General features: G+C 70.6%; 10 protein-coding genes. 7 read left to right on the top strand and 3 right to left on the bottom strand.

All coding sequences use genetic code 11. The annotated features are described in order from the left end of the window. Positions 1-36 precede the first annotated feature (36 nt). From ACM6LU_RS27190 to ACM6LU_RS27220, 7 genes are all read left to right on the top strand, one after another. Positions 37-2,049, top strand: coding sequence for a fatty acid desaturase (locus ACM6LU_RS27190; protein WP_414940704.1), 2,013 nt, complete (start codon positions 37-39; stop codon positions 2,047-2,049). A gap of 569 nt (positions 2,050-2,618) precedes the next feature. After that, the gene (locus ACM6LU_RS27195; protein ID WP_414940597.1) at positions 2,619-4,157 is read left to right on the top strand and encodes a sensor histidine kinase; all 1,539 of its coding nucleotides are present in this window, start codon (positions 2,619-2,621) and stop codon (positions 4,155-4,157) included. Positions 4,158-4,162: 5 nt separating this feature from the next. After that, complete coding sequence (locus tag ACM6LU_RS27200; protein WP_414940598.1) at positions 4,163-6,016, top strand: ArnT family glycosyltransferase; 1,854 nt, start codon at positions 4,163-4,165, stop codon at positions 6,014-6,016. 74 nt (positions 6,017-6,090) lie between these two features. After that, entirely contained in the window at positions 6,091-7,350 is a 1,260-nt protein-coding gene (locus ACM6LU_RS27205; protein WP_414940599.1) for a glycosyltransferase, read from the top strand. Positions 7,351-7,354: 4 nt separating this feature from the next. Continuing rightward, the gene (locus ACM6LU_RS27210; RefSeq protein WP_414940600.1) at positions 7,355-9,205 is read left to right on the top strand and encodes an ArnT family glycosyltransferase; all 1,851 of its coding nucleotides are present in this window, start codon (positions 7,355-7,357) and stop codon (positions 9,203-9,205) included. 80 nt (positions 9,206-9,285) lie between these two features. Continuing rightward, positions 9,286-9,765, top strand: a complete 480-nt coding sequence (locus tag ACM6LU_RS27215; protein ID WP_414940601.1) for a hypothetical protein — start codon at positions 9,286-9,288, stop codon at positions 9,763-9,765. Between the two features lie 304 nt (positions 9,766-10,069). Continuing rightward, positions 10,070-10,768: a PP2C family protein-serine/threonine phosphatase gene (locus tag ACM6LU_RS27220; protein ID WP_414940602.1), complete on the top strand. Its 699-nt coding sequence runs from the start codon at positions 10,070-10,072 to the stop codon at positions 10,766-10,768. Positions 10,769-10,777: 9 nt separating this feature from the next. Here ACM6LU_RS27220 and ACM6LU_RS27225 read toward each other — a convergent pair whose 3' ends face one another. Genes ACM6LU_RS27225 through ACM6LU_RS27235 form a run of 3 tightly spaced genes read right to left on the bottom strand, consistent with a single transcriptional unit; the run spans position 10,778 to position 13,204 of the window. After that, positions 10,778-11,242, bottom strand: a complete 465-nt coding sequence (locus tag ACM6LU_RS27225) for a DUF2127 domain-containing protein (RefSeq protein ID WP_414940603.1) — start codon at positions 11,240-11,242, stop codon at positions 10,778-10,780. 59 nt (positions 11,243-11,301) lie between these two features. Next, positions 11,302-11,706, bottom strand: a complete 405-nt coding sequence (locus ACM6LU_RS27230) for a hypothetical protein (RefSeq protein WP_414940604.1) — start codon at positions 11,704-11,706, stop codon at positions 11,302-11,304. Between the two features lie 40 nt (positions 11,707-11,746). Continuing rightward, the gene (locus ACM6LU_RS27235; protein WP_414940605.1) at positions 11,747-13,204 is read right to left on the bottom strand and encodes an amidohydrolase; all 1,458 of its coding nucleotides are present in this window, start codon (positions 13,202-13,204) and stop codon (positions 11,747-11,749) included. Positions 13,205-13,280: the final 76 nt, after the last annotated feature.

Consider the following 13,280-nt stretch of genomic DNA (forward strand, 5'->3'; position numbering starts at 1 on the left):
ACGGGGGACCTGACCGCAAGACCGGCGAGACGTGGTCTGCCCAACCCGAGGATCCCGCTTCCGGTGGTCTCGGTGCCGACCGTTCTCCTGTTCCTCGGCGGGGCCATGGTCTGGGTGGGCGCCACCTGGCTGGTCGTCAACGACGCGGGGTCGTCGTGGGTGACCATCCCGCTGCACGCGCTGGTCACTTTCACGATGTTCACCGTGCTGCACGAGTCGACGCATCACGCGGCGGGGCAGCTCACCTGGGTCAACGAACTGCTCGGCAGGCTCGCGATGCCGTTCGTGGCGGGCTACGGCTCCTTTCCCCTGGTGCGCTACATCCATCTGGAGCACCACCGCAACACCAACGAGGACGCCTACACCGATCCCGACGCCTGGACCGCGCACGGCCCCTGGTGGCAGTTGCCGCTGCGGTGGCTGACCATCGACTTCTGGTACGCCCGCTTCTACGTGGCGCGGCAGCGCACGCGGCCGCCGTCGGAACGGATCGAGACCGCGGCCGTGGTCGCGCTGAGCCTCGCCGCGTTCGCCTGGCTGATCGCGTCCGGCCACGGCTGGGAACTGCTGGTGGTCTATTTGCTCCCGCAGCGCCTCGGCCTCGCCGTGCTGGCCTGGTGGTTCGACTGGCTCCCGCATCACGACCTCGGCGCGCAGCGGCAGAACCGGTTCGGCGCCACCCGCGTCCGCGTCGGGCTCGAATGGCTGATGACGCCGATCATGCTGTGCCAGAACTACCACCTGGTGCACCATCTCCACCCGGCGATCCCGTTCTACCGGTACCTGCGCGCGTGGAAGGACAACCGCGACGCCTACCTGGCCAGGGACGTCCCGATCGCGACCGCTTGGGGCCGCGAACTGACGTCGTCGGAGTACCGCGAATGGCGCCAGCTCACCGGTTCGTTCGACGAAGAGCCGCCCGCTCCCCAGCCCCGGCCGCCGAGCCTGTTCCACCCGCTGCGGGTCGCCGAAGTCCGGCCGCTGTGCGAAGGCGCCGTCACCGTGACGTTCGACGTGCCGGAGCGGCTGCGGGAGACCTTCCTGTTCACTCCGGGCCAGCACATCGTGGTCCGCGCCGAAGTCGACGGTGAAGAGGTACGGCGGGCCTACTCGATCTGCTCGACGCCGGACTCCGGGGAGCTGCGGATCGCGATCAAGCACCAGATCGGCGGCGCGTTCTCGACGTTCGCCACCACCGAACTGGCGGCGGGCGACCTACTGGAAGTACTGCCTCCCGACGGCGCGTTCACGCTGACCCCCGCGCACGGCCGCACCGGCCGGTACGTCGCGCTCGCCGCGGGCAGCGGGATCACGCCGATCCTGTCGATACTGACCACGACGCTGCTGAACGAACCGAACAGCAAGGCGACCCTGCTGTACATCAACACCTCCGGCGCCAGCACGATGTTCGCCGCCGAACTCGGCGCCCTCGCGGCGAAATTGGGCGGACGGCTGCACGTCGTGCATTACCGCACCGACGAACGCGACCCGGACCTGCGCACACAGCGGTTCGAGAAGCCGTTCGACACCGTCGGTGAGGCGCTGGCGATCTCGTACGAGCGCTACCAGCGCGGCCGTCTCGACGGCACCCGCCTCCGCGCGCTGCTGCAGGCACGACTGCACCCGGCGAAGGTGGACGACTGGTTCCTGTGCGGCCCGCGCGAACTGGTCGACATGGTCCGCCGGACGCTCGCGGACAAGGACGTCCCCGAGGAGAACGTCCACTTCGAACTGTTCCAGGGCGCGCTTCCCGTCCGCCCCTCGCGACGACCGGGCCCGGTGCTGACGGTGACCGCCGGCGGCAAGACCGCCGAATTCCCCGCGACGGTGGGCGAAACCGTGCTCAGCGCTGCACTGCGGCGCGGCGTCGACGCGCCGTACGCGTGCGTCGGCGGGGCTTGCGGGACGTGCCGGGCGACAGTGGTGCGAGGCAGCGCGCGGATGGATGTGAACTACGCGCTCGGGGACGAAGCAGTCGCGGCGGGGCAGATCCTGACCTGCCGGGCGGTGGCGGCTTCGGCCGAACTGTCGGTGGACTACGACCGCTGAGGCGGACGGCCGTTCGCGTGCTGACGCGGTTCGGGGCGTCGCTGGTGAATCGCCGCCCCGGGATGGTCATCCGTGGGCGCACTTGCCGTTCCCCAGTACAGAAAGGCCCCCTTCCTGTGGGGGGTGGTGTCGCTGGGGCGAAAGTGACACAGCAAGCCTAGTGAGGGGAACTTTGAGGGACCCTGGGTCCCTCAAGGAGTCCTTCACGGACCTTCGGGCGGCACCCACGGCTCATTGGCCGGCGGCGTCCCTCCGGAACGTCCTGCGGAGGCCCTTGGCCCTCCCCCGTCGGCTCCGACGGCGCGCACCGCGGCGGCCGCGCCCGCGACGACGGCTTGCGTTTGCCGCCGCGTGCGGGCGCAAGGGTTTCCCAGTCCGATGTGGACGGAGCGGGCGGTGTGTTCTCGTTCATGATCGGTTTTCCTGTAGCTTCGTCGTCGACCCCACTGCCCGCGTCGCGGCTGTGCCCGGCCTGTGCCGCGCGTCAAACCTTCCTGTGACCCACGCGCACAGCCGGCTCACAGGCGGGACACACCGCGCGCATACGACCGCGGCGCACGCTCGAGGGCATGGCATCCGGATCGGTCCCGACCACCGGCCCGCGCCGGTGGTCCCGGCCAGGGCGGCTTTCCCTGCGCACCAAGCTGACCGGCTCGATGGTGCTGCTGCTCACCTTCGTCTGCCTGGTGATCGGCGTCGCCAGTGAGATCGCGCTGCGGTCGTTCCTCGCCGACCAGGTCGACGGTCAGCTCTCGGCCGCGTCGGCCCGTGCCCACGACTACGCGAACCGGCCGCCGGACGACTCGCCCGGCCCCGGTCCCAATCCGCTCAACGCGCCGGGCCAGGCGTCGGGGACGCTGAGCGTGCGCTTCACCGGCGATCGCGTGCTCTACGCCGGAGTGCTGTCGGCGCAAGGACTTCCGCAAGGCCTCTCGGCCGGGCAGGAGTCCGGGCTGCTCTCGGTTCCGGTCGACCGGACGCCGACGACCGTGCTGCTCGCCGGGCTCGGCGACTACCGGGTGCAGGCCGTCTCGGTCCCCGGCGGGGTCGTCGTCACGGGTCTTCCCCTCGAGCCGATGCAGGACACGCTGACGACGGTCGGGTGGATCCTGTTCGGGGTCGCGGCGGCGGGCGTCGCGGGCGCGGGGTTCCTCGGCGCGTTCGCGGTCCGGCGGACCCTGCGGCCACTCGACCGGGTCGCGGCGACCGCGGGCCGGGTGTCGGCGATGCGGCTCGACCGCGGCCAGGTCGCGCTTTCCGTGCGGGTGCCCGCGGCCGACACCGATCCGCGTACCGAGGTCGGCCAGGTCGGTTCGGCGCTGAACCTGATGCTCGGCCACATCGCGCGGGCGCTGGAAGCCCGGCACGCCAGTGAAACCCGCGTCCGCCGGTTCGTCGCCGACGCGAGCCACGAACTCCGCACCCCGCTCGCGGCGATCCGCGGGTACGCCGAACTCGCCGGCCGCGGCAGCGCGCTGGTGCCGCCGGACGTCGCGCGTTCGATGTCCCGCATCCAGTCCGAGGCCGCCCGCATGACGACGCTGGTCGAGGATCTCCTGCTGCTGGCGAGGCTCGACGCCGGACGCCCGCTCGAAGCGGGCGCCGCCGACCTCACCCGGCTGACCGCGGACGCCGTCGGCGACGCGCACGTCGCGGGCCCGGGCCACCGCTGGGAACTGCGGCTGCCGGACGGGCCGCTGACCGTCCACGGCGACGTCCAGCGCCTGCACCAGGTCCTGGCGAACCTGCTGTCCAACGCGCGCACGCACACCCCGCCGGGCACCACGGTGATCACCGCGCTGGGCCGCTCCCACGCCGGGGCCGCGGTGCTGACGGTGACCGACAACGGCCCCGGCATCGCGCCGGAACTGCTTCCGAGCGTCTTCGAACGCTTCGCCCGCGGGAACTCTTCGCGTTCCCGGACCGCGGGCAGCACCGGGCTCGGGATGGCCATCGCGTCGGCGATCGTGGTGGCCCACCACGGGACCATCGAGGTGCACAGCCGTCCCGGGCGTACCGAATTCGCCGTGCGCCTGCCGGTGATCGGTTCCTCACAGCGGGTGCACAGCTTCGGCACAACCACGCCCCAGGTCGGCACTCGACCCTGAAGCCCATGATCCTTCTCGCCTCTCGCGACGCCGCCGAAGACGCCGAAGACGCCGCGACGGCGAAACAACCGGCAGATCCACGCTGGGTCCGGCCTTCCGTCGCCGCGCTCCTGCTCGCGACCGCTGTCCTGTACCTCTGGAACCTCGGCGAATCCGGCTGGGCCAACGCCTTCTACTCGGCGGCGGCGCAGGCCGGATCGCTGAGCTGGAAGGCGCTGTTCTTCGGATCGAGCGACGCCGCGAACGCGATCACGGTCGACAAGACACCGGCCGCGTTGTGGGTGATGAGCCTTTCCACCCGCCTGTTCGGCGTCAACGCCGGGAGCATTCTCGTTCCGCAGGCGCTGATGGGTGTCGGCTCGGTGGCCCTGCTGTACGCCGCGGTGCGACGGACGTCCGGCCCGCCAGCGGGTCTGCTGGCGGGCGCCGTCCTCGCCCTCACCCCCGCCGCCGCGCTGATGTTCCGGTTCAACAACCCCGATGCCCTGCTCGTCCTGCTCTTGGTCGCGGGCGCGTACTGCGTCGTCCGCGCGCTGGAGAAGGCGAGTCCGCGCTGGCTGGCGCTGGCCGGGGCCGCCGTCGGGTTCGGCTTCCTCGCCAAGATGCTGCAGGCGTTCCTGGTGCTGCCCGCGTTCGGGCTCGCCTACCTGATCGCCGCGCCGACGTCATGGGGCAAACGCCTGCTGCATCTGCTCGGAGCTTTGATCGCGACCATCGTCTCCGCCGGCTGGTATCTCGCCGTCGTCGCGTCGTGGCCCGCCACCGACCGGCCGTACATCGGCGGCTCGCAGGAGAACAGCCTGTGGGAACTCGCCTTCGGCTACAACGGTTTCGGCCGTATCACCGGCGACGAGGTCGGCAGCGTCGGCGGGGGTGGCAACGGCGGCTGGGGCGGCACCGGCTGGGACCGGTTGTTCGGCACCGAGATGGCGGGCGGGATCGCCTGGCTGCTCCCGGCCGCCGTCGGCGCGCTGGCCGCCGGGCTGTGGTTCACCCGCCACGCCCGGCACACCGACCGCGGGCGCGCGGCGCTGATCCTGTGGGGCGGCTGGTTCCTGGTGACCGCCGGGGTGTTCAGCTACATGAGCGGCATCATCCACGCGTACTACACGATCGCGCTCGCCCCGTCGATCGCCGCACTCGTCGGGATCGCCGGGACGCAGTTGTGGCGCGCCCGCGGGAATCCGGCCGCGGCGGGCACCTTGAGCGCGGGGATCGGCCTGACCGCCCTGACCGCGTATCTCCTGCTGTCACGGCAATCCACCTGGCTCCCGGGGTTGGCGATCGCGATTCTCGTGGCCGGGTTCCTGTGCGCGATCCTGGTCTTCTTCGCTTCACGGTTACCCGGTGTCGCGAGGCGCATGGTCGCCGTCGGCGCGCTGATCACCGTTCTCACCGGCACCGGCGTGTACACGGTCGCGACAGCGGCCACGCCGCACTCGGGCGCGCTCCCGTCGGCGGGCCCCGAGACGAGCCGGGGAATACGCATGGGCGGCCCCGGCGGTCTGCTCGGGACGAGCCTGCCCGGCGAGAACCTCGCCGCCCTCCTACGGCAGGACAGTGCGAACTACACGTGGACGGCCGCGACGGTCGGCTCCAACAACGCGGCGGGCTACCAGCTGGGCGGCGGGGCGCCGGTGCTGGCCGTGGGCGGGTTCAACGGCACGGATCCGGCTCCCACCTTGGCACAGTTTCAGGAACACGTCCGAAGTGGACAGATCCATTACTTCCTCGGCGACGGGATGACGATGCGCGGCGAGACCGGCAGCGACGCCGCCGAACGCATCGCCGCCTGGGTCGCGAAGACCTACACATCGACCACTGTGGACGGTGTCACCGTCTACGACCTGAGCCGGTGAAACCCGTGACGGAACACAGCGACGGCACAGGCGGGACACAAGCCGGCCTCAGCGCGATGGCCGAGATTGACGACATGACAGCCGCGATCATCTCCGGCGCCGACCCCGGCCGCCGTCCAGCCATCGCCCCGACCGGCTCCCCCGTTCTCGACGTCGTCATCCCGGTCCACAACGAGGAAGCCGACCTCGAACCGTGCATCCGACGACTGCACGCACACCTGGTGGAGCAGTTCCCGTATCCGTTCCGGATCACCGTCGCGGACAATGCCAGCACGGACGACACCCTGCGCGTGGCCGAACGACTGAGCCGCGAGTTCGACGACGTCGAAGTCCGCCACCTCGAGGAGAAAGGCCGCGGCCGCGCGCTTCGCGCCGTTTGGTCCACTTCGGACGCTCCGGTGCTCGCCTACATGGACGTCGACCTCTCGACCGATCTGGCCGCACTCGGCCCCCTCGTCGCGCCGTTGCTGTCCGGACATTCCGATCTCGCCATCGGCAGCAGGCTCGCCCGTGGCGCGCGAGTGGTGCGCGGACCGAAACGGGAACTCATTTCCCGCTGCTACAACCTGATCCTGCGCGGCACGCTGGCGGCGAGGTTCAGCGACGCGCAATGCGGGTTCAAGGCGATCCGCGCCGACGTCGCCGAGCGGCTGCTCCCGCATATCCACGACACCGGCTGGTTCTTCGACACCGAACTGCTCGTGCTGGCGCAAAAGGCTCGGCTGCGGATCCACGAAGTCCCGGTCGACTGGATCGACGACCCGGACTCGTCGGTGGACATCGTCGCCACCGCGACCGCTGACCTCAGAGGCATCGTGCGGCTGACGAAGGCGACGCTGACCGGCAGGGTCCCGATCAGCGGCCTGCGCGAGCAACTCGGCCGGGCGCCGATCCAGGTGCGGGCGCCAGGGGTGGCACCGAGCCTCGTGCGGCAACTGGTCCGGTTCGCCGCCGTCGGCGTCGCCAGCACCGTCGCGTATCTCCTGCTTTTCCTGCTGCTGCGGACGTTCACCGGCGCACAGGCGGCGAACCTGGTCGCGCTGCTGGTGACGGCGATCGGCAACACCGCGCTCAACCGGCGTCTGACCTTCGGCATCCGCGGCCGGAAAGGCTCCGGACTGCACCAGTTCCAAGGTCTCATCGTGTTCGGCATCGGGCTCGGGCTCACCAGCGGCACGCTGGCACTGCTGCACACGATGACGACGCCGGGGCTGCCACTCGAGATCACCGCGCTCGTGCTCGCGAACCTCGCGGCCACCGTAGTGCGTTTCCTGTTGCTGCGCGGCTGGGTCTTCCGCTCCCGCCGTCAGCCCACCACCGAGATGGAGAGCTGAACCCATGACCACCGCACTCGCTTCCCGGGTGGAACCCGGTCCGGTCGAGGAAAGCGTCGCGAAGCCGCCGGGGCGCTGGGTTCGTCCGGCCGTCTTCGGGCTGCTCACCGCCACCGCACTGCTGTACTTCTGGAATCTGACCGCCTCCGGCTACGGCAACTCGTTCTACGCCGCGGCGGTGCAGTCCGGCACGCAGGACTGGAAGGCGTGGCTGTTCGGCTCCCTCGACTCCGGGAACGTGCTGACCGTCGACAAACCCCCAGCCGCGCTCTGGGTCACGACGGCGTTCGCGCGGCTCTTCGGCTTCTCCAGTTTCACCGTGCTGGCGCCGCAGGCGCTGATGGGCGTCGCTTCCGTCGGTTTGCTGTACCTGACGGTGAAGCGGACTTCCGGACCGGTCGCCGGCCTGTTCGCCGGGGCGGCGCTCGCCGTCACCCCGGTCGCCACGCTGATGTTCAAGTTCAACAACCCCGACGCGCTGCTGACGCTGCTGCTGATCGCGGGCGCGTACTGCTCGGTCCGCGCGATCGAAAAGGCGAGCCCGCGCTGGCTGGCACTGGCCGGGGTCGCCATCGGGTTCGGCTTCCTGACCAAGATGCTGCAGGCGTCCCTGGTGCTGCCCGCGTTCGGGCTCGCCTACCTGATCGCCGCGCCGACCTCGCTGGGCAAACGTTTGCTTCACCTTCTCGGAGCTCTGATCGCGACCATCATGTCCGCCGGCTGGTTCATCGCGCTGGTCGACCTGTGGCCTGCCGGCTCACGCCCGTACATCGGTGGCTCGACCGACAACAGCCTGCTCGAACTGGCACTGGGCTACAACGGACTCGGCCGGATCTTCGGCAGGGGCGGCGGCACCATGGTCGGCGGGACGAGCGGGGGCATGGGCGGCGGGAACGTCGGCTTCGGCGGCGAGAGCGGCCTGACCCGGATGTTCGGCGCCAGCTTCGGCGGCGAGGTGTCGTGGCTGCTGCCCGCCGCGCTGATCGGCCTGGTCGCGGGGCTGTGGTTCACCCGGCGGGCCGCCGGCACCGACCGGACCAGGGCCGCGCTGATCGTCTGGGGCGGCTGGATGCTCGTCACCTCACTGGTGTTCAGCTACATGAGCGGCATCGTGCACCCGTACTACGCCGTCGCGCTGGCGCCCTCGATCGCCGCCGTGGTGGCGATCTCCGGGACCTCGCTGTGGCGCGGCCGAGCGCATCTCGCGCCGCGGGTGTTCCTGTCGCTGATGATCGCGGCCAGCGCTGTCTGGGCGTACATCCTGCTCGACCGCGACGCCGACTGGCTGCCCGCGCTGCGCTGGACCGTCGCCGGTCTCGGCCTGGTGACCGCGACCGTCGTGCTGGTGGGTGTCCCGCCGATGCGCGGACTCGTCTCCGTGATCGCGTCGGCGGCCGTGCTGACCGTCGGCCTCGGCACCACCGCCTTCGCCGTGGAAACGGCCGCGCAGGCGCATTCCGGGTCGATCCCGCTCTCCGGACCGGTCACCGGCGGTGATCGCGGCTTGGGCGGCGGTCCGGGCATGGAAGAGGGCTCGTCGGCGGAGATGGGGACCCTTCTCGCCGCGACCACGACGACGTGGGCGGCGGCGACGGCGAGTTCGCAGTCGGCGGCGAACCTGGAACTCGCGAGCGGCAAGGCGGTGATCGGCATCGGCGGCTGGAGCGGCCAGGACCCGGCGCCGACACTGGCGGAGTTCCAGCAGTACGTGGCCGACGGCGAGATCACCTACTACGTCGAGGGTGGCCGCGGCGGCGGTCCTGGCGGCGGGTCGAACGAGATCGGTGACTGGGTCGCGGCGAACTTCGCGGCCACCACGGTCGGCGAGCAGACGGTGTACAACCTGATCCCCTGAGCCCTGGCTCCCTCTCGAGGAGGACGGAACCCCAGCCGCAGAGGGAGTTCTCCGCGGCTGGGATCCGAGATGCTCGCCGTATGAACAAGATGAAGAAAGCCCTCGCCGGTGTTTCGGTGGCCGTGGTCACCCTGGTCGGAACCGGGGCGGCGGCCGGCGCCGAACCGGCGCGGACGGTCTCGATGACGGGCCGGGCCGAACTCGACACCCAGAACCCGCTGACGACGTTCGAATTCACCGTCCACGCGAAGGGGAACGGACGTGCGGGTGAAGGCGTGCTGTGGATGGCGCATCACGTCCACGGCGGGCTCAGCTGGCTGGTCGCGCGGGTCGACTGCGTCCGCGTCGAAGGCGCGGTGGGGACCGTGACCGGGGTGGTGACCGACGCGGAGGCCTTCACAGGCGCGGTCGCGGGGGACCCGGTCAGCCTCACCGTGCGGGACAACGGGACGAAGGATCTCGTCGCCTTCGGGTCGCGGGAACAGGTGACGCGGCGCTGCGCTCCGGCAGCGGGCCAGGCGATGGAGATCACGCGAGGGGACTTCCAGCTGCGGCGATGATCCGCGGGTGTCGGACCGCCCAAACGTTCAGCGCGCCCACCACGGCGCACCCAAGGTCGTGGAGGCCTCCTTTCCTGCCGACTTGGGCATCGCTAGTGCCTGCGTGTGCCGGGGTTCTTGAGGGAGGCATGTCCCTGAACGCCTGTAGATCAAGCTCACTTGCCGAGACCCTGACCTTGAAAGCAGCGAAGGAGGCCTTCACGGACATTCAGGCCCGTCTGACACCGAAACCCTCAGGCGGAACACAGGGAACAGGCGGACTCTGGAAGTGGGGAAAGAATCACCCAGGGGTGAGGAGAAGACCATGAGGGAGCTTCCACACTGGCACACGGCGAGCGCGCGGGGTCCGCGCAAGCACAACGCGGACGCCATCGGGGCGTACGCGGCCGCGGGCGGGGCGGGGATCGTGTTCGCACTGGCCGATGGAGTCGGAGATCACCCGAACGCGGCACACGCGGCGCGGACGGCCGCCTCGGCGGCGGTCCGGACACCGGTCGACCAGGGCGCGGTCGCGGCTGTTCTCGCAGCTCAGCGCGCAGTCCTCGGGTTCGGCGGGACCGGTGACTGCGTCCTCGTCGTGGCGGTCTGGACCAGCGAGGGGTATGGCATCGCATGGCTCGGGGATGCCCGGGCGTACGCTTGGGACGGGCACACCGTGCGGCAGGTGACGAAGGACCATACGCTCGCGCAGTACTTCCGCGACCACGATCAACCCGTGACACCGCGGATGGAACACGTCGTCACCACCAGCGTCCGCACGGCCGGTACCCACGAGATCGGCACGGCCACCAGCACGACCGGTGGGCTTCTGCTCACCAGCGACGGTGTGCACAAGACGCTCAGCGGGCCGACCATGCTCGACATCCTCGGGATGCCGGACAGGGCGGCCACGGAGCTGGTGCGGACGGCGATCTCGCTCGGTGGCTCCGACAACGCCACCGCGATCGTGGTGGATCCGCCCCGCGCGGATCCCACCACCGAGAAATTTCGCGTCGCGGCCTGAACCGGGCGGTCAGGCCGCGACGCGATCCCGTTTCAGCTGCCGGTACTCGCGCAGCACCAGTACGACGATCACGACGTCGAGGGCGGCGAAGAACGGCAGCGCGAGCGAGTGCGTGTGGACCGCGCGGAAGATCTCGTAGACCACGAACGCCGAAAGCACCACCGCGGCCACGGGGTAAGCGCGCATCACCTTGCGTGCCAGCGCCCAGACCAGGCCGAGCTTGATGAGCCCGTGCGCGACGAGGTACACGACGGCGAACGTCCGGCCTTCGACGAAGTGGCCGGCGGCGAGTTCGAGATGCCGGGCCAGCGTCCCCTCCGCGTCTCCGAGCAGGTCACGAGTGACCACGGCGTGCGCGAAACCGGTGATGACCGACGCCGGGACGATCATCAGGACGAGCCCGCCCACCAGCTGCAAGGCGCCGTCAAGCCCCTTCAAGGCGATGGCGATCCGGAACAGCTTCTCGGTGCCCATGGGCGCTCCTTCCGCGATCACCTCACCCTGCCTCACCCGGCCGCCGGACGCAGCCACCGTCACCGGAACAGGCGGTCTTGACAGGTCCGGCACCGTTCGTGCCATCCGGTCCGGCCGGAGGGGTCCCTGCCGTAGAAGGGAAAGCACGGCGCGCCGCACACGCCGAGGTAGATGCGCCCGCACCGCAGCGGCCGCGCACCGACGTTGTGCGCCACGACCAGCGCCTGGTGACGCACGCCGGCTTGGGGAAGCCAGCCGTCGTCAGGCAGTTTCGCGAGCACGTCGGCGTCGACGTCGTCCGAGCGCCGGAGCAATGCCGCGCCGAGGTCGGTGAGCCGTTCCCCGAGATCTCGGAGGAGGTCCGCGCGCGGCGTGTCCTCCTCGACCATCCGGGTGACGAAGGTGATGTCGCTGCCGAGCGAGCCGTGGAGGTCTCGGAGCCGGTCGAGCAGGCGGTGATCCATGCCCTCCCATTAGGGCGTTGCGTCCTGGCAAGGGAAGGACTCAGGACACGAAAGCGACCTTGCCGTCGAGCACGGTGGCGGTGATGGGGATGTCGCGCAGCCCGGCCGGGGACAGCCGCGCCGGATCCACCGCGGTGACGACCAGGTCCGCGACGTCCCCGACGGCCACCGAGGACCGGCCGCCGGACGCCGCCGCGAGCGCGGCCTCCAGCGGCATCGCCTGCTCGGGATGCCACGGCGGACGGTCGTCGTCGGTGCGGCTGATCGCCGACGCGATCGCGTCCCACGGGTCCAGCGGCGCGACCGGGGCGTCCGAACCGAACTCCAGGGTCACCCCTGCGTGATACAGGGCGCCGTACGGGAAAGCCCGGTCGGTCCAGCCGTGCCAGTACCGGTCGGCGACGTCGCGGTCGTCCGGCTGGTGGGCGGGCTGCACACTCGCCACGACACCCAGTTCGGCGAACCGCGCGACGTCCTCGGCACGCAGCAACTGCGCGTGCTCGACGCGGCCGGCGCAGCCGACGTTGGCGAAAGCGTCGAGCGCGATCTTGTTGGCGTGATCGCCGATCGCGTGCACCGCGGGCAAGAGCCCATACTCGGAAGCTTTACGCATCAACGGTTCCAGCTCCTCGGGCGGAAGTTCGAGCAGCCCGTGGGACTCGGTTCCGGCGTACTGCCCCACGCAGTACGCGGTGCGCGTGTTCAGCGAACCGTCGACGAACAGCTTGAACGGGCCGACCGTGAGCAGCCCGCCAGTGCCCTCGAGGACGTCGCCGGTGCGGTGGCCACGTTCGACGGTGGTGTCGAGCAGGTACTTCGCGATCACGCAGGAAACCCTGACAGGCAAGGGTTTCCGCGCCAGCCGCCGTCGCCAGTCGGTGACGGTGTCGGCGTACTCGTAGTCGACGATCTTGGTGACGCCGCGGGCGGCCGCCGCGTCGAGCGCGTCGGCGACCCAGCCGTCGATGACGTCGTCGGGGGCGACCGGGAGTTCGGCCGTCGCGCTCATGCAGTCGTTTTCCAGCAGCACGCCGGTCGGATGCTCGCGGCCGATGAGCTTCAGCGCGGCGGGGCTGAGCCACAGCGTGTGGAGGTCGGCGCTGAACAAGGCGACGGGGTGCCCGGGCAGCGCCTTCTGCAACAGATCCTTGTGCGGGACGTCGGGCCAGAGGCCGTCGCGGAACCCGGCGCCGAGCACGAGATCGCCGGGCGGCACGGGGTTCGCCAGCAGGTGGGCGAGTACGAGATCGACCGTGTGCGCGGCGGACCTCGCCTCCCCCAACGGGAGCCGGCGCCGCGCCGCCGACCACTGCGCGGTGTGCGCGTGCGCGTCGACGAGCCCCGGCAGCAGCGTGCCGCCGTGCCCGTCCAGGATCTCCGACGCTTCACCCGCTTGACCCGGGCCCGCGATGGCCGCGATCCGGCCGCCCTTGATCAGCACGTCCGACAGGGAACCCGCCAGGCCGACCCGGACCCGGCGCAACAGAAGATCGTCCACGTCCTCACCTTGCCAGCCCGCCCGCGTTTCGTCCTCTAGTTGCGGTCCTTGCCTGTGCAACTACCGCAACTAGAGG

The organism is Amycolatopsis sp. cmx-11-51 (assembly GCF_047608665.1).
Lineage (GTDB): Bacteria > Actinomycetota > Actinomycetes > Mycobacteriales > Pseudonocardiaceae > Amycolatopsis.

What these genes read in the sequence shown, in the direction of transcription:
- ACM6LU_RS27200 (WP_414940598.1), top strand. Translation starts at nt 4,163, where the DNA reads ATGATCCTTCTCGCCTCTCGCGACGCCGCCGAAGACGCCGAAGACGCC.
- ACM6LU_RS27205 (WP_414940599.1), top strand. Translation starts at nt 6,091, where the DNA reads ATGACAGCCGCGATCATCTCCGGCGCCGACCCCGGCCGCCGTCCAGCC.
- ACM6LU_RS27195 (WP_414940597.1), top strand. Translation starts at nt 2,619, where the DNA reads ATGGCATCCGGATCGGTCCCGACCACCGGCCCGCGCCGGTGGTCCCGG.
- ACM6LU_RS27230 (WP_414940604.1), bottom strand. Translation starts at nt 11,706, where the DNA reads ATGGATCACCGCCTGCTCGACCGGCTCCGAGACCTCCACGGCTCGCTC.
- ACM6LU_RS27210 (WP_414940600.1), top strand. Translation starts at nt 7,355, where the DNA reads ATGACCACCGCACTCGCTTCCCGGGTGGAACCCGGTCCGGTCGAGGAA.
- ACM6LU_RS27220 (WP_414940602.1), top strand. Translation starts at nt 10,070, where the DNA reads ATGAGGGAGCTTCCACACTGGCACACGGCGAGCGCGCGGGGTCCGCGC.
- ACM6LU_RS27225 (WP_414940603.1), bottom strand. Translation starts at nt 11,242, where the DNA reads ATGGGCACCGAGAAGCTGTTCCGGATCGCCATCGCCTTGAAGGGGCTT.
- ACM6LU_RS27215 (WP_414940601.1), top strand. Translation starts at nt 9,286, where the DNA reads ATGAACAAGATGAAGAAAGCCCTCGCCGGTGTTTCGGTGGCCGTGGTC.